Annotated in this window: 23 protein-coding genes; 10 read left to right on the forward strand and 13 right to left on the reverse strand. The window is 60.1% G+C overall.

Annotated elements, in window-relative coordinates; genetic code table 11:
* Nucleotides 1-4: 4 nt before the first annotated feature.
* Genes ACO6TG_RS11390 through ACO6TG_RS11400 form a run of 3 tightly spaced genes read right to left on the reverse strand, consistent with a single transcriptional unit; the run spans nt 5 to nt 1,936 of the window.
* Nucleotides 5-187, reverse strand: coding sequence for a hypothetical protein (locus tag ACO6TG_RS11390; protein ID WP_422378281.1), 183 nt, complete (start codon nt 185-187; stop codon nt 5-7).
* A 19-nt stretch (nt 188-206) separates the two neighbouring features.
* Nucleotides 207-1,352: an aromatic ring-hydroxylating oxygenase subunit alpha gene (locus ACO6TG_RS11395; RefSeq protein WP_422378282.1), complete on the reverse strand. Its 1,146-nt coding sequence runs from the start codon at nt 1,350-1,352 to the stop codon at nt 207-209.
* Nucleotides 1,349-1,936, reverse strand: a complete 588-nt coding sequence (locus tag ACO6TG_RS11400) for a TetR/AcrR family transcriptional regulator (protein ID WP_422378283.1) — start codon at nt 1,934-1,936, stop codon at nt 1,349-1,351. The genes ACO6TG_RS11395 and ACO6TG_RS11400 overlap by 4 nt, the downstream gene beginning before the upstream one ends.
* 89 nt (nt 1,937-2,025) lie before the next feature.
* Here ACO6TG_RS11400 and ACO6TG_RS11405 point away from each other — a divergent pair, with 89 nt between their 5' ends.
* Nucleotides 2,026-2,922: a sterol desaturase family protein gene (locus ACO6TG_RS11405; protein WP_422378284.1), complete on the forward strand. Its 897-nt coding sequence runs from the start codon at nt 2,026-2,028 to the stop codon at nt 2,920-2,922.
* A gap of 12 nt (nt 2,923-2,934) precedes the next feature.
* Nucleotides 2,935-3,423, forward strand: coding sequence for a DUF2141 domain-containing protein (locus ACO6TG_RS11410; protein WP_422378285.1), 489 nt, complete (start codon nt 2,935-2,937; stop codon nt 3,421-3,423).
* Nucleotides 3,424-3,513: 90 nt separating this feature from the next.
* Here the strand turns inward: ACO6TG_RS11410 and ACO6TG_RS11415 are convergent, their stop codons facing one another.
* Together ACO6TG_RS11415 and ACO6TG_RS11420 are read right to left on the reverse strand one after the other, a co-directional pair.
* Entirely contained in the window at nt 3,514-5,232 is a 1,719-nt protein-coding gene (locus tag ACO6TG_RS11415; RefSeq protein ID WP_422378286.1) for a caspase family protein, read from the reverse strand.
* 180 nt (nt 5,233-5,412) lie between these two features.
* Nucleotides 5,413-5,874 (reverse strand): Lrp/AsnC family transcriptional regulator, encoded by a 462-nt coding sequence (locus tag ACO6TG_RS11420; RefSeq protein ID WP_422378287.1) that lies wholly within the window; start codon nt 5,872-5,874, stop codon nt 5,413-5,415.
* A 130-nt stretch (nt 5,875-6,004) separates the two neighbouring features.
* Here ACO6TG_RS11420 and ACO6TG_RS11425 point away from each other — a divergent pair, with 130 nt between their 5' ends.
* The 5 genes from ACO6TG_RS11425 to lpdA are packed head-to-tail and all read left to right on the forward strand — an operon-like array spanning nt 6,005 to nt 11,988.
* Nucleotides 6,005-7,075 carry a Glu/Leu/Phe/Val family dehydrogenase gene (locus ACO6TG_RS11425; RefSeq protein ID WP_422378288.1) on the forward strand — a complete coding sequence of 357 codons (1,071 nt, stop codon included), beginning with the start codon at nt 6,005-6,007 and terminating at the stop codon, nt 7,073-7,075.
* Entirely contained in the window at nt 7,072-8,307 is a 1,236-nt protein-coding gene (locus ACO6TG_RS11430; RefSeq protein WP_422378289.1) for a 3-methyl-2-oxobutanoate dehydrogenase (2-methylpropanoyl-transferring) subunit alpha, read from the forward strand. Before ACO6TG_RS11425 ends, ACO6TG_RS11430 begins: the two co-directional genes overlap by 4 nt.
* Before the next feature lies 1 nt (nt 8,308).
* Nucleotides 8,309-9,322 (forward strand): alpha-ketoacid dehydrogenase subunit beta, encoded by a 1,014-nt coding sequence (locus ACO6TG_RS11435; protein WP_422378290.1) that lies wholly within the window; start codon nt 8,309-8,311, stop codon nt 9,320-9,322.
* A 3-nt stretch (nt 9,323-9,325) separates the two neighbouring features.
* Nucleotides 9,326-10,624, forward strand: coding sequence for a dihydrolipoamide acetyltransferase family protein (locus ACO6TG_RS11440; RefSeq protein ID WP_422378291.1), 1,299 nt, complete (start codon nt 9,326-9,328; stop codon nt 10,622-10,624).
* Between the two features lie 5 nt (nt 10,625-10,629).
* A complete protein-coding gene (gene lpdA, locus ACO6TG_RS11445; protein WP_422378292.1) occupies nt 10,630-11,988 on the forward strand; it encodes a dihydrolipoyl dehydrogenase in 1,359 nt (452 codons plus the stop codon).
* A gap of 97 nt (nt 11,989-12,085) precedes the next feature.
* Here the strand turns inward: lpdA and ACO6TG_RS11450 are convergent, their stop codons facing one another.
* The 4 genes from ACO6TG_RS11450 to ACO6TG_RS11465 all read right to left on the reverse strand — a co-directional run bounded on the left by ACO6TG_RS11450 (nt 12,086) and on the right by ACO6TG_RS11465 (nt 17,074).
* Nucleotides 12,086-13,879, reverse strand: coding sequence for a TRAP transporter permease (locus ACO6TG_RS11450; RefSeq protein WP_422378293.1), 1,794 nt, complete (start codon nt 13,877-13,879; stop codon nt 12,086-12,088).
* A gap of 142 nt (nt 13,880-14,021) precedes the next feature.
* Entirely contained in the window at nt 14,022-14,978 is a 957-nt protein-coding gene (locus tag ACO6TG_RS11455; RefSeq protein WP_422378294.1) for a TAXI family TRAP transporter solute-binding subunit, read from the reverse strand.
* A 151-nt stretch (nt 14,979-15,129) separates the two neighbouring features.
* A complete protein-coding gene (locus ACO6TG_RS11460; RefSeq protein WP_422378295.1) occupies nt 15,130-15,915 on the reverse strand; it encodes a DUF1013 domain-containing protein in 786 nt (261 codons plus the stop codon).
* Between the two features lie 154 nt (nt 15,916-16,069).
* On the reverse strand, nt 16,070-17,074 hold the full coding sequence (locus tag ACO6TG_RS11465; RefSeq protein WP_422378296.1) for an NAD(P)H-quinone oxidoreductase: 1,005 nt from the start codon (nt 17,072-17,074) through the stop codon (nt 16,070-16,072).
* Nucleotides 17,075-17,223: 149 nt separating this feature from the next.
* Here ACO6TG_RS11465 and ACO6TG_RS11470 point away from each other — a divergent pair, with 149 nt between their 5' ends.
* Both ACO6TG_RS11470 and ACO6TG_RS11475 read left to right on the forward strand, forming a co-directional pair.
* Nucleotides 17,224-17,421, forward strand: a complete 198-nt coding sequence (locus tag ACO6TG_RS11470) for a DUF1192 domain-containing protein (RefSeq protein WP_422378297.1) — start codon at nt 17,224-17,226, stop codon at nt 17,419-17,421.
* A gap of 411 nt (nt 17,422-17,832) precedes the next feature.
* Complete coding sequence (locus ACO6TG_RS11475; protein WP_094072500.1) at nt 17,833-18,372, forward strand: DUF1465 family protein; 540 nt, start codon at nt 17,833-17,835, stop codon at nt 18,370-18,372.
* A 145-nt stretch (nt 18,373-18,517) separates the two neighbouring features.
* Here the strand turns inward: ACO6TG_RS11475 and ACO6TG_RS11480 are convergent, their stop codons facing one another.
* Both ACO6TG_RS11480 and rpmE read right to left on the reverse strand, forming a co-directional pair.
* A complete protein-coding gene (locus ACO6TG_RS11480) occupies nt 18,518-18,976 on the reverse strand; it encodes an ATPase (RefSeq protein WP_422378298.1) in 459 nt (152 codons plus the stop codon).
* Between the two features lie 241 nt (nt 18,977-19,217).
* Nucleotides 19,218-19,442 carry a 50S ribosomal protein L31 gene (gene rpmE, locus ACO6TG_RS11485; protein ID WP_094074805.1) on the reverse strand — a complete coding sequence of 75 codons (225 nt, stop codon included), beginning with the start codon at nt 19,440-19,442 and terminating at the stop codon, nt 19,218-19,220.
* A gap of 401 nt (nt 19,443-19,843) precedes the next feature.
* Here rpmE and ACO6TG_RS11490 point away from each other — a divergent pair, with 401 nt between their 5' ends.
* Nucleotides 19,844-21,547: an ABC transporter transmembrane domain-containing protein gene (locus ACO6TG_RS11490; protein ID WP_422378867.1), complete on the forward strand. Its 1,704-nt coding sequence runs from the start codon at nt 19,844-19,846 to the stop codon at nt 21,545-21,547.
* Between the two features lie 127 nt (nt 21,548-21,674).
* On the opposite strand, the gene ACO6TG_RS11495 is transcribed toward ACO6TG_RS11490, so the two are convergent.
* Nucleotides 21,675-22,466: an SDR family NAD(P)-dependent oxidoreductase gene (locus ACO6TG_RS11495; RefSeq protein WP_422378299.1), complete on the reverse strand. Its 792-nt coding sequence runs from the start codon at nt 22,464-22,466 to the stop codon at nt 21,675-21,677.
* Nucleotides 22,467-22,600: 134 nt separating this feature from the next.
* Nucleotides 22,601-24,508 (reverse strand): propionyl-CoA synthetase, encoded by a 1,908-nt coding sequence (locus ACO6TG_RS11500; RefSeq protein WP_422378300.1) that lies wholly within the window; start codon nt 24,506-24,508, stop codon nt 22,601-22,603.
* Nucleotides 24,509-24,624: the final 116 nt, after the last annotated feature.

Raw genomic sequence — 24,624 nt, forward strand, 5'->3', positions numbered from 1 at the left:
GGATCTACAGGCCGCCGCCCCAGTAAAAACAGGACAGAGCGACCAGGAACCAGAGCCCCATCGTCAGCCAGTATCCCGCAGGTTCTTCCGACCGGTGATAGGCGCGATGCAGCCAGACCTTGCCCGTCACGAGATCGTAAAGCACCCAGACCAGCAACGCGATACCCAGTAGGGTCATCCAGGTCATGGCGTATCCTTTCCTGCTATCAGAGTTGCATGTGCCGTCGAAGGCTGTCGTGGAACCAGGTGATCGGATCTTCAGCGCCGGGGCCTTTCGACAGGGGCCCGGGTTCAAAGGCAGGCGAGGACAGCCCGCGCTGGACTTTCTCGCAAATCCAGATGTCCTCGGTCTGGAAATCACCGGTCTCAAGCGGATGCTGCGTCCAGTTTTCCGACGAGATCAAATCGCTCTTCTTGTCGTAGCCCGGCACATGCTTGCGCTCGTCCGTCGATTGCCACGGTCCGACCCACTGGTAGACATCCAGACGCGTCCGATCGGCTGACAGCGGTTTCAGCGCGGTCAGCGAGAGACCATAGGGTGTCGGTACCACCAGCGTGAGCGGGAACAGAAAATAGACACCGCCATAACCTGGTGTTGACGCGCTCCTGATCATGCCGGTGCGTCCGCCTTCATTGCGGATCTTGGCCGGCAACCGGTGACGAACGCCCTCCTCGTTGGCATACCAGATCATATGATCTCCCGCCCGGTCCCAGACATTCTTGTCCGGTGTCGGCCCACCGAGTGTTTTCTCGTGTAGATAGGCCAGGTGATAGCCATCGAGTGCGTTTTCGACGAAAACTTTCCAGTTGCATTTGACGTCGTAGTGAAGCGGGACACACGCCTTCACGTCGGCCGCAAAAAGATCATGCGGCCAGGCCTCGTTGGCAACCGGTCCGATCCAGGCTTCGAAATCGGCAGCCGGGTTCGCATTGACGAAGACCAAGTCTCGAAAAACACCGAGAGCTGCCGGCTTCAGTCCGAACTCTGACCTGTCCAGCCCCGGAAAACAGCTCTGCATATCCGGAACACCGCGCAAGGCGCCGTCCAGTCCGTAGGTCCAGCGATGATAAGGGCAAACGATGCTGCCACCGGCATTGCCGCTCGGCCCGTCGAAAAGGGCCGCGCCGCGATGGCGGCAGTGGTTGTGAACCGCGTGCAGCGTTCCGTCCTTGGTCCGAAGAACCGCAACATCATAGGCCCCGATCTGCAGCGTGACATAGTCGCCGGGGTCGGGGCACATCTTGCTGGTGCCGGCATAGCACCAGGCATCAGCGAACAGATGGCCGCTCTCTCGGTTCAACCAGTCAGGTTCGACATACGCGCTGCGCGACAGACGGAAATTCTCGGTCATGTTGCCCTCGCCAGAGTGGACAGAAGAAGCCGCGCCGCCCGCTTCGAATCCTGTGAAAAGGACATCGGCACATTGATCGGGTGCAGCGCCTCGACGTTGAAATAGATCCCGGTGATTCCTGCAGCGACAGCCCGGACATCCTTTTCGTCAGCTTGAGAATGGGCCGCGGCGATCTCCCTTGCCAGCACGTCGACAAAATCGCCCAGCCAGCTTTGCAGATGATCACCCAGCGCCCTGTCCTCCAGGGCAGCCGCGCTCAAGGCGTTGAACACCAGAACAGCCTGCGGATTGGCGTAACGGGGATCGAACAGTATCTCGATCAGCGCCTCCATGCGGTTTTCCCCTGGCAACATGTCAAGGAGCGCCGCTGTGCTGCTGCGGCTCTGCGCCAGAAACCTTTCGACAAGCGCTGCCAGAAGGTCATCCCGGTTGCCGACATTGTGCCGGATCAGCGGCCGGGCAAGCCCAGCAATCTCGGCCGTCTTGCCGAGCGTCGCTCCTTCGACGCCATAACGCGCAACGCAGGCTTCAAACGCATCCAGGATCTGCTCCCTGCGATCGTCCTTGATGTCGGGCCGAGCCAAATGTCACCTCAAAATAGATTTTCAATCTTGACAAACAAATATCGTCGCCACATTTAATTGTCAACCTTGATAATTTTGGAGAATGTCACTTGGACCGCATTCTATCACCTCTCAGCCCAGCCTGGCTCGAAGGACTGCAGGTCTTCATAGACGACTGGTTCTTTGTTTTTGCACTGGTGTTCCTGCTGTTCGAACTGGGCCGGTACTGGCTGCTCAAAAAGCTGAACTGGACCCTGATCGGGGATACGCTGACCAACTACGTCATGCTTGCCATGTTCATCGGCATCACCGTCGTCTTCCTGGCCGCGTTTTATGTTGCCGCCTTTTATTACGTCTGGCAGTTCGCGATCTTCAACATCGAGATCAACTGGGCAACCGTGCTGATCTGCATCGTGCTGGCGGACCTGGTCTACTATTGGGAACACCGTTTCCTGCACCGGGTGAATGTCGGCTGGGCGACCCATTCGGTTCATCACTCTTCGCCGTTTTTCAATATCTCGGTGGCCTATCGCTTCGGGCCGATGGATTCCTTCTGGCCGGTGCTGTTCCACCTGCCGCTTGTCATGCTTGGGTTTAATCCGGTAGTCGTGGTCTTTGCTGAAGTCATCGTTCAGGTCTACCAGACAGCGCTGCACACAGAGGCGGTCAAGAAACTGCCGCGGCCAATCGAAGCCGTCCTGAACACGCCTTCCCATCACAGGGTGCACCACGGCTCGAACCCGGCCTATCTCGACAAGAACTATGCCGGCATCTTCATCATCTGGGACAGGATGTTCGGCACTTTCGCGGAAGAACGAGAACCGGTCACCTATGGCCTCACCCGCCCCATCAACTCCGTCAATCCGCTGATCGCCTTCTTCCATGGCTTCCACCGGCTCGGTCAGGAGATCTGGCAGATGCCCGGCCTTGCCAACAAGGTCCGTGTCCTGACGAACCCGCCGGGCTGGCAACCGAAATCCGGCCCCCAAACCCCCAGGTCCGATTAACAGGAGGCACGCATGCCAAACCATCGCCAACGCCTTGCCGCCGTTTTTATCAGTGCCGCCATCCTGGCCGGTGGTGCATGGGCCGCGAGCCTTGTCCCTGGCGCCGGCGCCAGCGCCGACGAGTTAAGAACCGGTGAAACCAGACAAGGCCTGTCTGTCACTGTGAAGAACATCCGCAACACCCGGGGACAGGTCATTGTTCTTGTCATGGAGGACGCCCACGCCTATCAAAGCGGAAATTACGAGGCTGCCGTGGGCTACCTGGAAATCCCGGCTTCGACGGGATCGGTACGGGCCGACTTTCCGGAGCTTGCCGGAGGGCGCTACGCTGTGATTGCATTTCACGACGAAAACAGGAATCGCGATCTTGATCTGGAAGGCGAGATCCCTGTGGAGGGGTATGCGCTGTCCGGCGCGCGCGACGCCTATGACGAGCCGCCTTTCCAGCGGGCCGCATCGAAAGACCCGACACGGACCATCAAGATGCACTATCTGAAGTAGGCCCGCTTCCACCATGAGCCGAACACAATGAGGCTCACCCCGGAGAGCTTCAGCCAGGGAGATCGGCGACTAGCCACCACGCCCGGTGCGCTATTTCATTCGCCGCATTTCCAGCCTCAGCCAGACATTTTCCCCCTTCTTCGGGTTGACCCAAAGACGCGATCCCTTGACGGACAGGGAGTGGTCGTAAGGCACAAGCGCCGGCAGCCTGGTCCTCACTGTCACGTCGACCTCCTGCTGCGGCTTGGGTTCGTTCCCGAACAGGCTGTCGATCCTCATGGACAGGGTGAGCTGACCGGCGTCCGACAACCGTCCCTTGAACGTATCGAACATGGGTTTGTCGGAGGAAAAAACCTTGCCATCCAGAATGAAAATCTCGCCTCCCCGAACAGTGACCCTGGCCCGTGCCAGCAGCGAACGCAGATTGACGCCGCTTCTGTCCTGCGAGCCATAGTGCCAGCGATGAAACTGGAGCAGCCAGGTGCCGTTATAATTGTTTGGCGTTGTTTCGAATGTCTTGAGCAGTGCAGTCAGCGTTTTTTCGGTAAGGAAGCCGCTTTCTTCGAGCCGGTTGCGGATCTGGTAACGGCGCAAGGCCGCACGTGACTTCGGCCCGAAGGCCCCGTCGGCGGTGCCGACGTCATAACCGAGCGCATTCAGCGCGACCTGAATGCGTTTATAGTCGTCCGGCACCAGAGCCAGCTGGCGCTCGAGATCGTCGGGTGACCTGGAAAGCGGTTTCGCTGGCAGCGCCGACCCGGCGGCCTTCGGGTCAAGACGGGCGAGCTTCGACCGGTCGAACCCGCTTTCCGGCTGCGTCTCTTCGGCAGTGTCCCGGTTCACCGGTGTTCCGGATTTCAGGGCAGCAAGTTTCAGGCGCGCCAGATCCACGAACCGCCCGCCGGGAAAGCGATTGAGATAGGCCTCGAAAAAAGCGGGGTCTTCCGACTGCCGGATCGAGTTCCAGTAGACCATTTCAGCCTGCTGCGGACCTGACATTGCAGGCTCTGATGCACTTCCCTCAGGCTCGCCTGTCAGGGACGGCAACGGTTTGAGAACCACCTCACCGGTCAGCGAGGAATTGTCCCAGGGAACCTGTTTGCCGTCCGTCGCCCGCAACACGTCATTACGCACACGGATCAGATTGCGCGTGATGCCCTCACCGGGCGTGCCGAGATGTTGGACCAGCGCGGATGTGAAGGGGCTGTTCCGTCCGGCGCCGTCAAGCGCAACATTTCCCGGCTGTGTGGCAAAACTGATCAATGTGCCGACACCGGTTCCGATCTGGGCCAGACCTCTGCCAACGGCCGCAGACCGGCTCACCCCCATCGACCGCACCAGATTGCCTGCAAGCGGGTTGTTGCGGCACGCATCCAGAAAGACCAGACTCGTCTTGGAATTGCGCTCCATCGCGGCCAGAATCAGATCGACCTGGACCAGCTCGAACTGAATATCTTCTTCATGCAGAAGCTGCGCATCGATCGGGGCCAGATAGTTTTTTCCGTTCACCTGCAGACCGTGCCCGGCATAATAGAACAGCGCGATATCCGTGTTCTTCAGCGCCGTCACGAAAGACCTGATCGTCTTGCGCATATCCTGATAGGACAGGTCCACGCCCCTGGTCACCTGGAAGCCGAGAGACTCCAGCTTGGCCGTCATGTCGTTTGCATCATTGCCCGGATTGGGCAGCGACGGCACATTGAGATAGCTGGAATTGCCGATGACCAGGGCAAGCCGTCTGTCGGCAAGCGACGGCTGCACAAGTCCCAGTATCACGCACAGAAAAACAGATATCCGCAGGAGTATCATCAGATCCTCCAGAGTGAGCCCACCTTCAGTCCCCGGAATTGCAGCACAGCTTCGGCGTTCCTGCAAGCAAGCGCCTGCTGAAGAAGGGTGTCCTGCACAGTCCTCTGACCGGCGGCACAGGTTTGGGAACAGATCACACCGGTTTGAAAAGGCAGTTCAGGCTGCGAGAGGAACACGCCCCTAGGGCAGCCGGTCCCGGTCAATAAACTTGCGCAAGGCAAATCGGGAGCGGACAGCCCGGACACCAGGCACTTTCATCAGTTTGGCCTGCAGGAAGGTTTCATACTCCTCCAGTCCTTCAACCGCGACCTCAAGCAGAAAATCCTGCGCACCTGTCATCAAGGCTCCCGTCACGACTTCCTCGAAAAGGGCAACCTGTCTCTGGAATTTCCGGATTTCTTCCGTGTCCTGCCGTTCAAGCTCCACGGACACAAATGCGGTGATGCCAAACCCGGCGGCCTTCCGGTCAATCGTCGCGCTGTAACCGGCGATAAGACCCGCCTCTTCCAGTCTTTGAAGACGTCTTTTGCACGGGGTCGGGGACAGGCCGATAAGTTCGGCGAGCTGGACAACCGACATCCGGCCGTCTTCGCACAGGGCGCGCAGCATCTTCCGATCTATATCGTCAATAGTGATAGTCACTCTGAATTTTCTATTTTTGGAGCGTTTATCTCTAACTTTCCTATCGATAGCCCTCAGAAGATAGTTTTTCAACCACTCTGCGGGGCTAAAATGGCACCAGACCTGCATTCTGGAGGAGGACAGAATTCCCATGCCGCTCACACTGACCGAAGAAAAAGCACCGGACGGCCATGAACGCCTGCTCTATGCAGAAGACCCGGCCAGCGGATTGCGCGCCTATATCTGTCTTCATTCCACGGCATATGGCCCGGCTGCAGGTGGCTGCCGCATGTGGAATTACGCAAGCAAGGAGGAGGCACGCACCGACGTCCTTCGCCTGGCAGGCGGCATGACGAGCAAGAATGCCATGGCGGGCATCGAACTGGGAGGCGGCAAGTCCGTTATCATCGGCGACGCCCGGACTGACAAGTCTGAGGATCTTTTCCGGTCCTTTGGCCAGGCGGTTCATAGCCTCAGCGGGACCTACTACACCGCAGAAGATGTCGGCATTTCGCCGGAAGACATGGCGATTGTCGCAAAAGAGACCCCATATGCTGTCGGGCTGGACGGTGGGCCCCACGGCAGTGGAGATCCCTCGCCGTTCACGGCTGAAGGTGTTTTCCAGTGCCTGCGGGCCGCGCGCGAGATCCTGTCGGGCAGCGATAACCTGAAAGGACAGCGCGTTCTGGTGCAGGGCCTCGGTCACGTCGGCATGTCCCTCGCCCAAAAACTGCATGCTGCCGGTGCGCACCTGATCGTTTCCGATATCAATCAGGCTGCGCTGGACGAGGCACGGCAGAAACTCGATGCGGAGATCTGTCCGGTGGAGGCAGTCTTCGAGACTGAATTCGACATTTTTGCCCCCTGCGCCCTGGGCGGAGTTCTGACAGCTGAAACAGCACGCAAATTGACCGCGAACCTCGTTTGCGGCGCCGCCAACAACCAGTTGGCAACACCGGAAGTGGCTGAAATCCTGCGCGCCCGCAACATCCAGTATCTACCCGACTACGTGGTCAATGCGGGTGGCATCATCAGCGTGGCCGGTGAAATTCACAAGGCAGGCCCCGGATATCGCGAAGAGCGCCTGACCGGGATCGCCTCGCGGATCCGCGACATCCTCGCCGACAGCCTGCGGACAGGAAAAACAACGATACAAGTCGCCGATGACATGGTTGAATCGATCCTGACCCAGGCACTCCAAGTCCGGAAAGGCGCAGCATGACCGATGACGTCAGCCCCCTATCGCTCAATGTCCCGGAACCAGGCTGTCGCCCCGGTGACACGCCTGATTTTTCCGACTTTGAAATTCCGCGCGCCGGATCGGTGCCGCGTCCTCCGGTGGACATCGACCCGGACGACATGCGCGACATGGCCTTTTCCATTGTCCGCGTCCTGAACAAGAACGGTGAGGCCGTCGGCGACTGGGCCGGCTCGCTGACCAGCGACGACCTCAAGACGGGTCTGCGCCACATGATGACCCTGCGCACCTTCGACGCGCGGATGATGAATGCGCAGCGACAGGGCAAGACAAGTTTCTACATGCAGCACCTGGGCGAAGAAGCCGTCAGCTGCGCCTTCAGCTGCGCCATGCGGCCGGGGGACATGAATTTCCCGACCTACCGCCAGGCCGGCCTGCTCATCGCCCGTGACTATCCCATGCTCACGATGATGAACCAGATCTACTCAAACGCGGACGACCCGCTTCATGGCCGCCAGTTGCCGATCATGTATTCCTCGAAGGAACACGGTTTCTTCTCCATTTCCGGCAATCTCGGCACACAGTTCGTGCAATCCGTCGGCTGGGCCATGGCATCGGCGATTTCCGGAGACACGAAGATCGCAGCAGGCTGGATTGGCGACGGCTCCACTGCCGAAAGCGATTTCCATGCCGCAATGGTGTTTGCCTCGACCTATAGAGCGCCCGTTGTCCTGAACATCGTCAACAACCAGTGGGCCATCTCGACCTTTCAGGGCATTGCCCGCGGCGGTGTCGGAACCTTCGCCGCCCGTGGCCACGGGTTTGGCATCGCTTCCATCCGCGTCGACGGCAATGATTATCTGGCAGTGCATGCCGTCGCCAAATGGGCGTGTGAGCGTGCGCGCAAAGGCCTCGGACCGACCCTGATCGAGCATGTCACCTACCGCGCTGGCGGACATTCAACCAGCGACGATCCCTCCGCTTACCGGTCAAAGACCGAAGCTGCCGCCTGGCCGCTCGGCGATCCCATCGAGCGATTGAAAAAACACCTGATCGTCCTCGGCGAGTGGAGCGACGAACGCCATAAACAGGCGGAAGCCGAGATCCTGGACGAGGTGATCGCCGTTCAGAAAACGGCGGAAGCGGTCGGCACGCTTGGTGGCGGCAAGGCACCGAGCCCGCGCGACATGTTTGAAGGCGTATACGAGACCATGCCGCCACACCTGATCCGGCAGCGCCAGGAAGCGGGGTTCTGACATGGCACAGATGACCATGATCGAAGCGATCCGCGAGGCCCATGATGTTGCCATGGCCGCCGACGAAAAAGTCGTCGTCTACGGCGAAGACGTTGGCTATTTCGGGGGTGTCTTCCGGTGCACCGCCGGATTGCAGGAAAAATACGGCAAGTCGCGCTGTTTCGATGCACCGATCAACGAGGCCGGCATCGTCGGCACGGCCATCGGCATGGCCGCCTACGGACTGAAACCGGTGATCGAGATCCAGTTCGCCGACTATGTCTATCCCGCCTATGACCAGATCGTCTCCGAGGCAGCACGCCTCCGGCATCGCTCCAATGCTGACTTCACCTGCCCGATCGTCATTCGCATGCCGACCGGCGGCGGAATTTTCGGCGGCCAGACCCACAGTCAGAGCCCGGAAGCGCTTTTCACGCACGTCTCCGGTCTGAAGGTTGTCATGCCGTCCAACCCCCGCGATGCAAAGGGGCTTTTGCTCGCCTCGATCGCTGATCCCGATCCCGTGATCTTTCTGGAGCCCAAGCGGCTCTACAACGGACCGTTTGACGGGCATCACGACAAACCCATCGTTTCCTGGAAGAAGCATGCTTTGGGGGACGTCCCGGACGGTGACGAGGAAGTGCCCCTGGGCAAGGCAGCGCTCTACCGGGAAGGCAAGGACGTGACCGTCCTGGCCTATGGCACAATGGTCTATGTCGCCGAGGCGGCGGTGGAACAGTCGGGCGTTGATGCCGAGATTATCGATCTGCGCACCTTGATGCCCCTCGACCTGGACGCAATCGTGTCCTCCGTTGAGAAAACGGGCCGCTGCGTCATCGTGCATGAAGCCACCAGAACGTCCGGCTTTGGCGCCGAACTCATGTCTCTTGTTCAAGAAACCTGTTTCTATCACCTGGAGGCTCCCATGATCCGCGTCACGGGCTGGGACACCCCTTACCCTCACGCCCAGGAGTGGGAGTATTTCCCTGGACCGGCGCGGGTCGGCGAGGCCCTGAAAAAAGTCATGGAGGCCTGATCCATGGGTGTGTTCGCAATTCACTTGCCGGATGTCGGGGAAGGCATCGCCGAGGCGGAACTGATCGAGTGGAATGTCAAGCCGGGCGATCTGGTTCGCGAAGATGACGTCCTCGCATCCGTCATGACCGACAAGGCCACGGTCGAAGTTCCCTCCTCCGCTGAAGGCAAGGTGCTGGAACTCGGCGGTGACGTGGGTGACCTTGTCCCGGTTGGTGCGGTTCTGGTCCGCATTGAAGTGGACGGGGAAGGCAATGAAACTGCCGCAAAGGAGAGCGCAGCGCCGTCTCCCTCCCCCGTTGAAACGCCCGGCTCCGAAACACCGGCCAAGCCTGCACCGGTTGAAGAAATGCCGGGATCATCTCTCGCCGAGACCGCGGCAAAACCGGCTGACCCGGTCGTCAGCAGACCGGCCATCCCCCGTGCAAGCGGCACCAAGCCCCTGGCTTCACCCTCCGTGCGCGCACGTGCCAGAGAAGAGGGTGTTGACCTGCGCCAGGTTCCCGGCAGCGGCCCTGCCGGCCGGATCAGCCATGACGACCTGAACGCCTGGATCGCCACCGGAGGCATCCGACAGGGGACGGTCACACGCGCGCAAAACACCGGCATCGAAGAAATCCGCGTCATCGGCATGCGCCGCAAGATCGCGGAGAAAATGGCCCTGTCAAAACGACAGATCCCGCACATCACGATTGTCGAAGAAGTCGAAATGTCGGCCCTTGAAGATCTGCGGGCCGCCCTGAACACCAAACATGCCGGCGACCGTCCAAAGTTGACGATCCTTCCATTTCTGATGCGGGCCATCGTGGAAGCCGTGCGTGAGCAGCCAGATTTGAATGCCCGTTATGACGACGACGCGGGGGTCATTTATCGCCACGGCGGCGTGCATATCGGTATCGCCACGCAGACACCGGCCGGACTGAATGTCCCTGTCGTGCACCATGCCGAGGCCGGCAATCTCTGGGACAATGCAGGCGAAGTTGCCCGGCTCGCAGATGCCGCACGGGACGGCTCGATCAAGCGCGACGAATTGAATGGCGGAACCATCACGATCACCTCGCTGGGGGCTCTCGGCGCGATCGCCACGACCCCCATCATCAACTACCCGGAAGTCGCCATTGTCGGCATCAACAAGATGCAGATCCGTCCTGTCTGGGACGGTCAGCAGTTCCAGCCCAAAAAGATGATGAACATCTCCTGTTCCTTCGATCACAGGGTCATTGACGGCTGGGATGCAGCCGTTTTCGTCCAGAAACTGAAAACGCTGCTGGAGACACCAGCCATGTTGTTTGTCGAAGGATAAGGCTGATGACGGATATCAAATGCAAGTTGCTGATCATCGGCGCCGGACCTGGCGGCTATGTCTGCGCCATTCGCGCCGGACAGCTCGGCATCGACACGGTGGTTGTGGACGAGGCAAAACCGGGTGGCACCTGCCTGAATGTTGGCTGCATCCCCTCCAAGGCGCTTATCCATGCGGCCGATGAATTCTTCAAGATCACCCATGCAGACAAGGGCCCGCTCGGCATCCGTGCTGAAAACCCGACAATCGATCTGTCGAAGACCATTGCCTGGAAAGACGGTCTGGTGGACAGGCTGAATTCAGGTGTTGCGGCCCTCATGAAGAAGGCCAAGGCACGTTTTGTCTCGGGCCGCGCCCGTTTTCTGGATGGCAAAACGGTACAGGTCACGGGCGACGGCGACCCCTTCCATATTCGGGCGGATTACGTCGTCGTCGCCACGGGCTCTGCTGCCGTTGAACTGCCCTTTCTGCCATTTGGCGGGCCAATCATGTCCTCCACGGAGGCCTTGAGCCTCACGGAGATCCCGAAGACACTCGCCGTTGTCGGTGGCGGTTATATCGGACTGGAACTGGGCACCGTTTTTGCCAAACTCGGCAGCAGGGTCACGATTGTCGAAGCAGAAGACAGCATTCTGCCAACTTACGACAAAGGCCTGACAAAACCGGTTGTCAAACGTCTGGGCGAGCTGGGCGTTGCGCTTATGACCGGCACCAGGGCCCAGGGCCATCAAGGCGATACTCTTCAGACCGACAAGGGCAATGTCGACGCTGAAAAGGTTCTGGTGACTGTGGGCCGCAGACCCCGCACCATCGGTATCGGCATCGATGAGCTTGCGCTCACCCTGGACGGGCCCTTCATCAAGATCGACAAGACCTGCCAGACCTCAATGCGCGGCATCTATGCGATTGGCGACGTCACCGGCGAGCCGATGCTGGCGCATCGGGCAATGGCGCAAGGAGAAATGGTTGCCGAACACATCGCCGGCCAGGCCGTTGAATGGGACAGGCGCGCCATCCCGGCTGTCTGCTTCACGGACCCCGAACTCGTGCTGTGCGGTGCCTTGCCTGGCGAAATCGAGGGAACCAGGTCGAGCGAGTTTCCGTTCCAGGCCAACGGGCGGGCAATGACAACCGAACGGGAAGATGGTTTTGTTCGTGTTGTCTGGCGCGAGGCCGATCATGCGATTGTCGGCCTTCAGGCGGTGGGAACCGGCGTTTCTGAATTGTCCGCAGCCTTTTCCCTGGCCATCGAGATGGGCGCTTGCCTGGAAGACCTTGCAGGAACCATCCATGCCCACCCCACCCAGTCCGAGGGACTGCAGGAAGCCTGTCTGCGCGCCCTGGGGCACGCGCTCCATATCTAGACCTGGGGACAGTTGCGAATTCCTGCGGCGCATCTGAAAAGCGCATGCCCTCATCCTGCTTCAGAGGGCTGCGCCGGGAGCGCAACGACACAAGTCTTTAAAAGTTGGCGCCACCGGCAAAGATCACGATCAGGCCGGCACCTGTCGCCATCAGTTTTTGCCAGGGTTTCCGGTATCCGATGAGCCCGAATGAGACCAGGCCGAGCCCAAGCCCGATCTTGACGGCCGACAACAGCGCCGGGACCGGCGTATCTGCCAGATCTATCAGGGCAGGGTTTGCAATCATGGCCAGCGGGATCAGGTAGAGACCGACACCAAGTGCCATCGCCGTCAGCGCAACCTTCAGCCAGTTCTCGCCGATCATGCCGGCCGCGATGAAAACCGCGCCGCACACCGGTGGCGTGATTGTTGAAATCAGCGCAAACCAGAAAACGAAGAGATGCGCCTGAAGCGGCTCCAGCCCTTGCTGGATCAGCGCCGGACCAGCCACAGAGACACAGATGACGTAGGCAGCTGTCGTCGGCACTTCCATGCCCAGGATCAGGCAGGCAAGCGCCGTCAGCAGCAATGACGGCCACAGATAGCCTCCTGAGCCGGACAGGATCAGCGAGGTGATTTTCACGCCGAGGCCGGTGACGGCGAGCACACCGATAATGATCGATGCACACACGATAATTGACGCGATGACGGAGACCTGCCGGGCTGCAGTCAGAACCGCGTTTTCCATCCGGGCGAGGATCTGCTTCAGATCAAATGTGCCACGTGCGTTGAAAAAGAGCAGGATGAAGCCTGCCAGGATTGCCAGACAGGCGGCATATTGCGGCGTATAGCGCACCACGAACATGCCCACGAGCAGCACCGTAAAAGGGATCAGGAAGAAGCCGGAGGTGATCGCCACCTGACGGAACCGTGGCTGATCCTCCTGATCGATCGCCGCCAGATCGAAGCGCTTTGCGTAAGCGTTGATGCCGATCCAGACCGCCAGGAAATAGAGAATGGCCGGCAGCAGCGCGGCCGCCATGATCTCGGTATAGGGAACCCGGGTCAGTTCCACCATGACAAAGGCCCCTGCCCCCATCAGCGGCGGCATGATCTGGCCGCCGGACGACGCAACGGCCTCGACCGCGCCCGCCAGGCGCTTCGGATAGCCGAGCCGCGTCATGGCCGGCAGGGTGATCGCCCCGGTGGACGCCACATTGGCGGAGGCGGAGCCCGAAATGGAACCAAACAGCGCAGACGACAGAACGGACACCTTGGCCGCGCCGCCTTTCAGGCGGCCGGCGGCGGCCGCCGCCACATTCATGAAGCCCTGCCCCGCTTCTCCGGCGTTCAGAACGGCACCAAAAATCACGAAGATCGCAACCACGTTGACCGATACACCGGTCAGACTGCCCCAGATGCCGCCTTCGGCGATCGTCAGCGTGCCGAGAAAACTCGCCAGCGGCGTTCCCGAATGGCCGAATTCGCCGGGGATGTGCTGACCATAGAGGCCATAGGCGAGCGCAAGGGCTGCAACAATGGGCAATGGCCATCCAATCGCGCGCCGCGCTGCTTCGAGCACCGTGACGAGCAGCACGATGGCGACAAGTTTCTGGAAATCACCTTCCAGAAATCCGTATTGGTCGGACAGCATCGACTGGTTGGTGGCCACCCAAAGGCATGCCGCGACACCAGCAAAACAGAAGACCGCACCGCTGACCCGGGAAAGCCCGCTTCCACCGGCAAAAAGGAAGATCCAGGGAAGGGCGAGCGCCAGATGGAGCGGACGGCTGACCAGATTGGGCACCAGACCTGAAAAAATCAGGCCAAGATGAAAGGCCACCAGCGCCAGCGCCAGAAGGATCATTGCCGTTCGCCAGAACGGATTGGATGCAGGTTCGCCGCGGATCATGAAACCACTTGAAAGATGGGTGCTTGGAACAGGAACGGGGGCACGGCAGGCTCAGGCAACTGACCGTCAACCTCCCAGACAGAAAGTGCCAACGGCGCACAAACCCGCAGGCCGTGCGCCGCTGAAGGGTAGAATGAACGGATTACTTCTGAGCGTCCGTGAGCGAAATGCCCGCTTCTTCGTAGTAGCGGACGGCACCCGGATGCAGTTTGCCGGTGATGTTCGCCATCAACCCCTGATCCACGCCATTCCACCAGGGGGCTTCTTCACCCATCTTGGCTTTTTCCTGCCAGAATGTCTTGGTCAGCGCATAGGCCGTGTCATCGTCCATCGCCGTGGTGGTGTAGGCCACGACCGGCAGGGACGTGGTGACGATGTCAGTCTCCTGTCCGGCATAGGTTCCGGCCGGAATGACCAGCCGGGCGCGCTTGGTCTTGGCGATCTGGTCGTCGTCCAGCGACAGGACATTGACGCCGGTCGAAGCAGCAGCCTCGATCACATTCGGCGCCGGCCAGGATCCGGCGGTCACGAACCCGTCGATCTGACCGTTTTTGAGCGCTGCGACTGCGTTGGACAGCTCGACTTCGGCCAGGTCGACCTTGCCTTCCAGTCCGAAGAGCTTGAGATACTTCTCGCCTTCTCGCGCGCCGAAAGAGCCCTTGCCCAAGAGAATGGTCTTGCCTTCCATGCCGGCAAAGTCCGTCACACCGCTGTCGGCGGACATGACAAAATGCATGGTCAGCGAGGGGATCGGGAAGAGGGCCCGGATCTCGTCGAACTTGGGATCGCCCTTGCCTTTGAACATCGCCTTGCCGCCCTGGGCAAGCGAGACCAGAACCGGCGGTGTGGTAAAGACATAGTCGCCACCGCGCGCACGCGCTTCCATCACGTTCTGGACGGACCCCTGGCTCTCCTCGACCGTGACGATCATGTCGCCATTGCTGCCGGCCTTGACCGCTTCGGCGATCTGCACGGCCATCTGGTAGTAGGACGAGGTGGATTTGGCGGACTTGTAGGTAATGCGGGTTTCGGCCTGTGCCTGTGTGACACCGGCGGCAAGCGCCAGGGCGGCGCCCAGCTTGAGCAATGTGTTTTTCATGATGATCTCCCAGAAAGCTCAAGAGACTATGTCGGCTTTTCGGGAGTGGCAACGCGATTTCGGGACAAACCGGTACGCCTTGTTTCAAAGAAGCAAAAAAGCCGCCGGTGTTGCCACCGGCGGCTTTCAAACAATCGACAAGATATCGGTCTTACTTGGTGTCGTCGTCCGAAGCGGCCTCGCCGAAGACGTCCTCAACGGAGGCCGTTTCCTCTTCGCTGTCGGCGTCACCAGCCTCGCTGGTGTTCAAAGACCCCAGATTCGCAAAGACGGCGTCGGCATCGATTTCTTCTTCCTCGTCCCGCTTGACCGGCTGGTTCGGGTCGAAGGAGAAGGCGGCCGCAATCGCGTCTTCGCTGGTCGATTCTTCGACCGGGATCAAGGTTTCTTCTGCACCCGGAACCGGCTGCGGAGCGTTCTTCGCTGCCTTTTCGACTTCCATGTCCAGTTCAAGCTGGCTGCACAGGCCGAGCGTCACCGGGTCGGACGGCGTCAGGTTGGCCGAGTTCCAGTGGGTCCGGTCGCGAATGGCGGCAATGGTTGGCTTGGTGGTGCCGACAAGGCGCATGATCTGCGCATCTTTCAGCTCCGGATGGTTGCGCACCAGCCACAGGATGGCATTCGGACGGTCCTGACGGCGGGAGACCGGCGTGTAGCGCGGGCCCTTGCGCTTGGTTTCCGGAACGACAACCTTGGACCCCTGCAGCTTCAGCTGGTAATTCGGGTCCTTCTGCGCCTTCTCGACTTCTTCACGGGTCAGCTGGCCGGTCAGGATCGGGTCCAGGCCCTTGATGCCCTGCGCGGCTTCGCCATCGGCAATGGCCTTCACCTCAAGCGGATGCAGCTTGCAGAAGGATGCGATCTGCGTGAAGCTCAGCGCGGTGTTGTCTACGAGCCAGACGGCGGTTGCCTTCGGCATCAGCGGCGTGTTCGCCATCGGATAAATTCCTCTCGTCTGCTCCCTCGCCCGGCAGGGCGAAAAAGCGGTGTTCCGTGTCAGTTTCCTGGGAAGTGGCCGGAATATAGGAGAATTCCGGCCGAAACGCAAATGGGAACACACAGGATGCGGTCCCCTCGCAGATTGCGTGGCCTCAGCTTTCCAGCGTCAAGACGATTTTGCCAATATGGCCAGAGCTTTCCATGCGCCGGTGTGCGTCAGCGGCTTCACTCAGCGGAAAGGTCGAATCCATCACCGGGCCGATCCGGCCCGATTCGATCAGCGGCCAGACCTTCTCGCGCAGGCTGTTTGCAATCTCGGTTTTGAAGGCATCGCTGCGCGGTCTCAGGGTCGAGCCGGTATGGGTCAGACGCTTCACCATCAGGCGGGAGAAGTTCACATTCTCCGCTATTCCGTTCAGCGTCGCGATCTGGCAGATCCGCCCCTCGATCGCAGCCGCTTTCCAGTTCCGTTCCACGTAATCTCCGCCGACCATATCGAGGATCACGTTCACACCTTCACCATCTGTGGCTTCCAGCACCGCTTTTTCAAAAGCCTGTTCCCGGTAATTGATGACGTGGTCCGCCCCCAGCGCCTTCACCGCCTCTGCCTTGTCTGCAGACCCGACCGTGGTGAACACCTCTGCTCCGAACGCCTTGGCAAGCTGAATGGCCGTCGTGCCGATCCCGGACGTGCCACCATGAACCAGAAAACGCTCACCGCTTTTCAGGCCGCTCCGGTCGAAGACATTCGTCCAGACCGTGAAGAAGGTTTCCGGCAGCGCGGCGGCCTGGATCATGGTCAGTCCCTCCGGCACCGGCAGGGCATGGCCTTCAGGCACCTTGCAATACTCCGCGTAACCGCCCCCGGGCGCCAGCGCGGTCACTTTTGCGCCAATTGGGTGGAGCGTCGCTCCCGTGCCACAGGCAACCACCTCGCCGGCCACTTCCAGCCCCGGCAGATCGGAGGCGCCCTTGGGAGGCGGATAGGCGCCCTTGCGCTGCAGCACGTCGGGTCGGTTGACCCCGGCTGCGGCCACACGGATCAGGATCTCGCCCTGTCCCAATTCGGGAACCGGCCGGGTTTCGATTTTGAGAACCTCCGGTCCGCCGGGTTCGGAAATCGCAACAACCGTCATGCTGTCCGGCAGTTTCTGCATGTCAGACCATTCCTTTTGGTTCATTTTGGGACTGGCTAGGCGATCTGTGCCTGGCATATGGTAAATTGACACTTACACTATCTGCAGGCAGGCGCCCCGGACAAGTAAGCCTTCCGGACCCTGCCCGAGACATGCTTGGGAGCAAGACGATGGGCCTCTTTGACGACGATGTCCCCAGAAAATCGGAGACCGCGGAGATTTTGGTCGGGCAGGATCTGTCGCGCCTGTCGGAGGAGGAACTGTCCGAGCGGATCGAGGCTTTAACCGAGGAAATTAACCGTACCCAGAAGGAGCTCGAGCAACGCAGCACTATTCGCAATGCTGCTGACGCCTTCTTTCAGAAATGATCCTGTAAATTATTACATTTTTTGAAGAAAGCGATATTCAGATCGAGCACTTACAGTAAACACGGTAGGTAAAAATTTACTCGTTTACCTCTTATTAATCTTTCCAAAGTATAAATTTAGTCATCCAGTCATCTGGATGTGAGTGGCTCCTGTCCACTCTGTTTGACGCCTCCCTGTTAAAGACTCAGAGCCGCAACCGTGCGGCTCTTTTTTTTGCCTCCACCTCATAGTATCTTGTCAGAGTTCTGGTTAATGGCCGTTTACCGTTTCAGTTGGCACGTGCTTTGCTGGATATACGGCATGAAGACCTGCATCGTTCCAAAAAGGAACACTCGGATCGGGATGACACATTTCGAGACGAAACAAAAAGATGCGGGACAACCGGAAGAGTAACTGAGGCGTAGCAATCCTATGACGGAAGACATTAAAAAAGCCGGTGACACCTTAGGCGCAGTTCACATCGCGCATCACCTCGCCAGCTCCGACAGCTTCCAGACGCTGTTTCAGGAAGGCATGTCGCTGGTTGAGGAAACCGCGATGTATCTGGACGGCGAAGGCCGCGAGGAAGCCAAGGAACTGCCACGCCCCGCCTCCCTGGCTTATGCTACCGAATCCATGCGCCTGACCACGCGTCTGATGCAGCTGGCGTCCTGGCTGCTGCTGCAGCGTGCCGTCAACGAAGGCGAAATGTCGCGCGAACAGGCCGGCAGCGACAAGAACAAGGTGCGCCTCGACAAGCTCTCCAGCTCCACCGGCGGCCCGGCCTGGAACGACCTGCCGGCAACCCTGCGCGTTCTGATCGAGCGTTCCACCCGTTTGCAGGAGCGGATCGTGCATCTCGACACGATGCTCTACCGCAAGTCCGAAGAACCGGTCGAAGAGGCCACCAACGACAATCCGGTCGCCTCGCAGCTCAACAAGCTGCATGCCGCTTTCGGCAAGCTCGGCTGATCCCGGTCAAAGCTCTTTCGCATCTGAAAAGCCGCCGCAAGGCGGCTTTTTTGTTGGCCGCACGGCAAACAAGCCTGCGAACGCCCGACAGGCGCGCCATGTCAGCCAACGTCACACTGTACCCACAGAGCCACGAACCAGACTGTTACAAATCCTGCATCCGGCCGGTCTGTTGAGCGATCCGCATCGTCTCGTGCTCTTCCATGGCAAGCAGCGCCTGGAGAAGTTCCTTTGCCTCGGGAATGTCAGCGCGCCGGAGCAGGTCCCGATAGAGATCGATGGCCTGGTTGTGCACGTCGAACACGGTCAGGCAAATCTCGTTGAAGTTCATTTTCTCAAAGGGCACGTCGCAGCTGCGCTTGAGATCGATCTGCTCATGACTCAGATAGTCATAGACCCAGGTGTTGAGCGCGCTCAGATCAGCACCCTGCTCGAAACCTTCAATGATCTTCTCCAGCGCCGCCTCGTGATCGGCAAGGTAAGACAGCAGCATCCTGGCCATCTCCTGGTCATGTAGCGCCGACCCGGTTGTCAGGCGCTCGCCAAGCTGACGGTGCATCAGACGGGTCCAGTCGATGAGATCAGAGATCGTTTTGACTTTCATGCGCTTAGTCCTTTTGGCCGGTCAACGGCATCCTGCGGCAAAGCCGGACGATCGAGGCTGGAATGGTTCAGGTCTCTTGTTTATCCGGCACCGGACGGGCACATGGCAAGGTTCGAAAGCCGGAATGAACAAGTCCTGACGCGCCCCCGCAAACTCGCATGGAGCGGCGTCTCCTCTCCCAGACAAAAAAACCCGGCCGCAAGGCCGGGTTTTCGTTCGAAACTGTCGATGGTCTGAGGTCTTAGGAGCCCAGGAAGCCAGCGAACTTGTTCTTGAAGCGGGACACGCGGCCGCCGCGGTCCATCAGCTGACGGTCACCACCGGTCCAGGCCGGATGGGACGTCGGGTCGATGTCGAGCGTCAGGGTGTCGCCTTCCGAACCATAGGTGGAACGGGTGGTGTATTCAGTGCCATCGGTCATGACGACCTTGATGGTGTGGTAGTCGGGATGAATATCCGCTTTCATGGCCGGTCCTTTCAAACGCCTCGCAGCTGTCTTTCCAGAAGAACCGCCACGTCAGCGAAAACGAAGTAAAGGGCCGCCGATCCGGATGCGGACGCCGCCCTCAGAAACATGAGGCGGGGATATACCTGAAGCCTGCCTCCAAGACAAGAGGCAAATTCCGGCAATATCCAACGAATTCCAGCGGCGCGGTTTGCGCCTTTTCCGAACGCTTCGGGTTTACCGTTCCCAAAAATGATCAAAAGCAATTGAGCGCCGGGGCGAACGTGCTAAGACGAACAAAAATCGAGGAGCTTCCTGTGGCAGACGCCCCTGTTTCAGACCGCAAGACGGACACAAAGACCAATCGCCGTTCGTTAAAACCGCTGACGCGGCTGATCCCCTATCTTCAGAAACACAAGGGCATGGCCATCGGTGCACTGGTCGCCCTGTTCTCGGCCGCAATCATCACGCTGATCCTGCCGGCCGCCGTGCGCCGCATGATCGACTTTGGCTTTGGCGCCGACGATCCGGCGCTGGTGAATTCCTATTTCGCCGTCCTGATCGGCGTGGTCTGCGCCCTGGCAACGGCCAGTTCGATCCGCTACTTCCTGGTCATGTGGATTGGAGAGCGCGTTGTTGCCGAACTTCGCTCCGATGTCTTTGCCCACCTGACCCGGCTAAGCCCCGCCTTTTACGACAGCGCCAAGTCCGGCGAGATCCTGTCGCGCCTGACCGCCGATACGACCCAGATCAAGTCCGCCTTCGGCGCCAGCGCCTCCCAGGCGATGCGCAACCTGATCATGTTCGCCGGCGCCTCGGTGATGATGGTGGTCACCAGCCCGCGTCTCTCCGTGATCGTGCTGGCTGCCATTCCGGTTATTCTCGTTCCCATTCTCGGCTTCGGTCGTCAGGTTCGCAAACGCTCGCGCTTTGCCCAGGATACCCTGGCCGATGCCTCCGCCTATGCCGGCGAGATGCTCGGTTCGGTGAAAACCCTGCAGGCGTTCACGCATGAAGACAGAAGCGCCGGGCGCTACGGCGGCGCCGTCGAGGAGGCTTTCAAGGCTGCCCGCAAGGCCATCATGGCCCGTGCGGCGCTGACCGGCTTTGCCATCATGGTGATCGGCGCCAGCATTGTTGCGGTTCTATGGATCGGGGCCAGCGACGTGTTTTCCGGCCGTATCACAGGGGGGGAACTCAGCCAGTTCCTGCTTTACTCCATTCTCGCCGCCGGGTCGCTGGCAACTCTCTCCGAGGTCTGGGGCGAACTCTCCCAGGCCGCCGGTGCCGCCGAGCGCCTGTCGGAGCTTCTGGATGTGCAGTCGGAAATCCGTGCCCCCGCCAATCCGGTCAGGCTGCCGGAAAGCCCGCGCGGAGACATTGCCTTCCGAAACGTCTCCTTCGCCTATCAGAATGCGGAACACATGCCGGTGGTCCGGGACCTGGAGCTGACCATCGCGCCGGGAGAAACCGTTGCTGTCGTCGGACCTTCCGGTGCCGGCAAGTCCACCTTGTTCAGCCTGCTGATGCGCTTTTACGACCCGGTCTCCGGGACGATCCGGCTCAATGGTGTTGGCCTGAGCGAGCTTGATCCGGAAGATCTGCGCCGACACATCGCCCTGGTGCCCCAGGACACAGCGATTTTCGGGGCCAGCATTGCCGAGAACATTGCCTATGGCAGGCCCGATGCCAGCCGGGAAGACGTGGTTGCAGCGGCACAGGCTGCCCTGGCCGCCCCCTTCATCGAGGCGATGGCAGATGGCTACGACACGATGGTCGGCGAGCGCGGTGTCACGCTGTCCGGCGGACAACGCCAGCGCATTGCCATTGCCCGCGCCGTCCTGAAAGACGCCCCGGTCCTGCTCCTGGATGAAGCGACGAGCGCGCTTGACGCGGAGAGCGAACGGCTGGTGCAGCAGGCGCTCGACAAGCTGATGGAAGGCCGCACAACGCTGGTGATTGCCCACCGTCTGGCAACGGTCCTGAAGGCCGACCGTATCGTGGTAATGGAAGACGGCCGCATCGTCGAAACCGGCACCCATGCCGAGCTGACGGCCGCCGGCGGCCTCTACGCCAAACTCGCGCGCCTGCAGTTTGATGCCGAGCAGGAGGCCCTGGCGGGGTAGGGCCCGCAAGCGACAAGCGCACCTGGACCTGCCGATCCCGGAAAACGACTCTGTCGTCGAAAATAAAAAGAGCGGCCTGCTGGCCGCCCTTTTGATTCAATCCATCCGTGGAACGCTCTGGCTCCGATCAAACGTCGTCCGGCACCGCAACGGTGTAGTTGAGCGGCATGCGCCCGCCATCGGCGAAGATGGTCTGGCCCGTGACATAGCCGGCATCGCTGGACGCCAGGAATGCGGCAACCCCGGCGATTTCGGCCGGTTCGCCGATGCGCAGCATCGGGGTGCGCGACATGATCCGGTTCTTGGCTGCCGGATCGGAATTCACCGAAGCCAGCATTTCCGTCATGATCGAGCCCGGGCCGATCGCATTGACCCGAATACCGTATTGCGCCAGCGACAGAGCCGCAGTCTTGGTCAGCTGGCTCATGCCACCCTTGGAGACGCAATAAGGCACCTGGTTCGGAATCGCCAGAACCGAGTTTACCGACGACATGTTGATGATGCAGCCGGGCTCACCACCGCCCTGCACTTTCTCGACCATGTGCCGCGCAACCGCCTGGGCACACAGGAAGGCGCCTTTCAGGTTGATCGACAGCACCCGGTCGAAATCATCTTCTTCAAGATCGAGGAAATCGGCGCCAACGACGATACCGGCATTGTTCACCAGGACGTCGATGTCGCCATAGGCGTTGAGCGTTTCGGCGACCAGGTTGCGCACATCGAGACGCTCGGCGACGTTGCAATGAATGTACATTGCCTCGCCCTGGGTCTTCAGATCTTCCGCAGCGGCTTCGCCGGCATCATCATCCACATCGGCAATCACGACCTTTGCGCCATCGGCGACAAAACGCTTGGCGATGGCAAAGCCGATTCCACGGGCTGCGCCGGTAATGATGGCGACCTTATTCTCCAAAGACACGGAAACCTCACGGTTGCTAGTATTGTGACCAGCCGCGAAAAGACGCGGGCCGCGCAGCGGCGGCCCGACCTTAAGTGGCAAAATCAGCTCTGTCGATGGCCCTTCTCAGGCTCCAGCAACGTCACTTGGTTGTTTCAGGCGGAAATCCCGTGGGATTTCAAAGCGTCGCTGATCTCATCCAAAATTGCCGGATCATCAATCGTCGCCGGCATCTTGTAGCTTTCGCCATCCGCGATCTGACGCATCGTGCCGCGCAGGATCTTGCCGGAGCGGGTTTTCGGCAGCCGGTCGACCGTTATGGCGATCTTGAACGCGGCAACCGGTCCGATCTTTTCGCGCACCAGCTTCACCAGCTCCTTCTCGATGTCGTCATGGGAGCGCTCGACGCCGGCCTTCAGAACCACAAAACCGCAGGGCAGCTGCCCCTTCAGCTTGTCGGCGATGCCGATCACCGCGCATTCCGCTACATCCTGGTGTGTCGCCAGCACCTCTTCCATGCCTCCGGTCGACAGACGGTGGCCGGCGACATTGATGATGTCATCGGTGCGCGCCATGATCGACAGGTAACCATCGTCATCGATCACACCCGCATCGGCTGTCTTGTAGTAGCCGGGGAACTCGGCGAGGTAGGAATCGAAGAAACGCTTGTCCGCATTCCAGAGCGTCGGCAGGCAGCCCGGCGGCATCGGCAGCTTGACCACGATGTTGCCGAGCGTGTTGGCACCAAGCGGATGGCCCGCATCGTCCAGCACCTGAACGTCGTAGCCCGGCATCGGCACCGTCGGCGAACCGGGTTTCACCGGCAGCGATCCAAGCCCGAGCGGATTGCCCACGATGCACCAGCCGGTTTCCGTCTGCCACCAGTGGTCGATCACCGGCACCTGAAGCTGGTCGATGGCCCAGTTGACGGTTTCCGGGTCGGCGCGCTCACCGGCGAGAAACAGCGACCGGTACTGGGACAGGTCGTATTTCTTGATGAGTTCGCCATTCGGATCCTCCTTGCGAATCGCGCGGAAGGCCGTCGGGGCGGTGAACAGCGAAACGACGTTATGGTCCGAAATCACCCGCCAGAACGTACCGGCATCCGGCGTGCCGACGGGCTTGCCCTCGAACACGATCGTGGTGCAGCCATGCAGCAGCGGTGCGTAACAGATATAGGAATGTCCAACGACCCAGCCGACATCGGAGGCGGCCCAGAAGACCTCGCCCGGCTCAACGTCATAGAGGTTCTTCATGGTCCATTTGAGCGCGACCATGTGGCCACCATTGTCGTGCACCACGCCTTTCGGCTGACCGGTCGTTCCGGACGTATAAAGAATGTAGAGCGGGTCGCTCGCCTTGACCGGCACCGGCGCAATCCGGCGCCCGGCGGCAACAGCATCTTCCACCAGCTTGCCAAGATCGTGGTCACGGCCATCCAGAAGCTCTGCGACCTGTTCTTCCCGCTGGAAGACAAGGCAGCTTGAGGGCTTGTGCGCGGCCAGTTCGATCGCCTGGTCAAGCAGCGGCTTGTAGGCAATCACCCGGCCCGGCTCGAGACCACAGGAGGCTGCGATGATCGCCTTCGGGGCCGCGTCGTCGATCCGTGTCGCCAGTTCGTTGGCGGCAAAGCCACCGAACACAACGGAGTGGATGACGCCAAGGCGGGCGCAGGCCAGCATCGCCATCACCGCTTGCGGGATCATCGGCATGTAGATGATCGCCCGGTCCCCCTTCTCAAGACCCTGGTCGGCCAGGACGCAGGCCATGGCCTCGACCTCTTCCAGAAGCTCCGAATAGGTGTAGGTGGCTGTCTTGCCTGTGATCGGGCTGTCATAGATCAGGGCAGGCTGACCCGGACGGCCACGCTCCACATGACGGTCAAGGCAGTTGTAACACGTGTTGCATTCCCAGTCGGGGAACCAGCGGCCGTACTGCCCCTCATCGGGATCGAACACCTTGTCGCCCGTCGACACCCAGTCGATCTCGTCCGCCGCCGACTTCCAGAAGCCGAGCGGATCGTCCTTCCAGCCCTGATAGACCTCGTGATACCGGCTTGCCATGATGTGTCCTCCCAAACGGCCGCCTGCGGGGGATCGCGATCCCCTGCTCTTTGGGCCTAGAGTGCTGTAAGGGCACCCAAAAAGGCAAGCCTAACCCTTTAGGCAATTAGACGGTC

The organism is Roseibium sp. (assembly GCF_965233565.1).
Lineage (GTDB): Bacteria > Pseudomonadota > Alphaproteobacteria > Rhizobiales > Stappiaceae > Roseibium.

Coding starts and splice junctions, on each gene's coding strand:
- ACO6TG_RS11470 (WP_422378297.1), top strand. CDS start 17,224: ATGGGCCTCTTTGACGACGATGTCCCCAGAAAATCGGAGACCGCGGAG.
- ACO6TG_RS11455 (WP_422378294.1), bottom strand. CDS start 14,978: ATGAAAAACACATTGCTCAAGCTGGGCGCCGCCCTGGCGCTTGCCGCC.
- ACO6TG_RS11460 (WP_422378295.1), bottom strand. CDS start 15,915: ATGGCGAACACGCCGCTGATGCCGAAGGCAACCGCCGTCTGGCTCGTA.
- ACO6TG_RS11395 (WP_422378282.1), bottom strand. CDS start 1,352: ATGACCGAGAATTTCCGTCTGTCGCGCAGCGCGTATGTCGAACCTGAC.
- ACO6TG_RS11425 (WP_422378288.1), top strand. CDS start 6,005: ATGCCGCTCACACTGACCGAAGAAAAAGCACCGGACGGCCATGAACGC.
- ACO6TG_RS11410 (WP_422378285.1), top strand. CDS start 2,935: ATGCCAAACCATCGCCAACGCCTTGCCGCCGTTTTTATCAGTGCCGCC.
- ACO6TG_RS11435 (WP_422378290.1), top strand. CDS start 8,309: ATGGCACAGATGACCATGATCGAAGCGATCCGCGAGGCCCATGATGTT.
- ACO6TG_RS11440 (WP_422378291.1), top strand. CDS start 9,326: ATGGGTGTGTTCGCAATTCACTTGCCGGATGTCGGGGAAGGCATCGCC.
- ACO6TG_RS11475 (WP_094072500.1), top strand. CDS start 17,833: ATGACGGAAGACATTAAAAAAGCCGGTGACACCTTAGGCGCAGTTCAC.
- ACO6TG_RS11465 (WP_422378296.1), bottom strand. CDS start 17,074: ATGCAGAAACTGCCGGACAGCATGACGGTTGTTGCGATTTCCGAACCC.
- ACO6TG_RS11430 (WP_422378289.1), top strand. CDS start 7,072: ATGACCGATGACGTCAGCCCCCTATCGCTCAATGTCCCGGAACCAGGC.
- ACO6TG_RS11480 (WP_422378298.1), bottom strand. CDS start 18,976: ATGAAAGTCAAAACGATCTCTGATCTCATCGACTGGACCCGTCTGATG.
- ACO6TG_RS11415 (WP_422378286.1), bottom strand. CDS start 5,232: ATGATACTCCTGCGGATATCTGTTTTTCTGTGCGTGATACTGGGACTT.
- lpdA (WP_422378292.1), top strand. CDS start 10,630: ATGACGGATATCAAATGCAAGTTGCTGATCATCGGCGCCGGACCTGGC.
- ACO6TG_RS11450 (WP_422378293.1), bottom strand. CDS start 13,879: ATGATCCGCGGCGAACCTGCATCCAATCCGTTCTGGCGAACGGCAATG.
- ACO6TG_RS11390 (WP_422378281.1), bottom strand. CDS start 187: ATGACCTGGATGACCCTACTGGGTATCGCGTTGCTGGTCTGGGTGCTT.
- ACO6TG_RS11500 (WP_422378300.1), bottom strand. CDS start 24,508: ATGGCAAGCCGGTATCACGAGGTCTATCAGGGCTGGAAGGACGATCCG.
- ACO6TG_RS11490 (WP_422378867.1), top strand. CDS start 19,844: ATGGCCATCGGTGCACTGGTCGCCCTGTTCTCGGCCGCAATCATCACG.
- rpmE (WP_094074805.1), bottom strand. CDS start 19,442: ATGAAAGCGGATATTCATCCCGACTACCACACCATCAAGGTCGTCATG.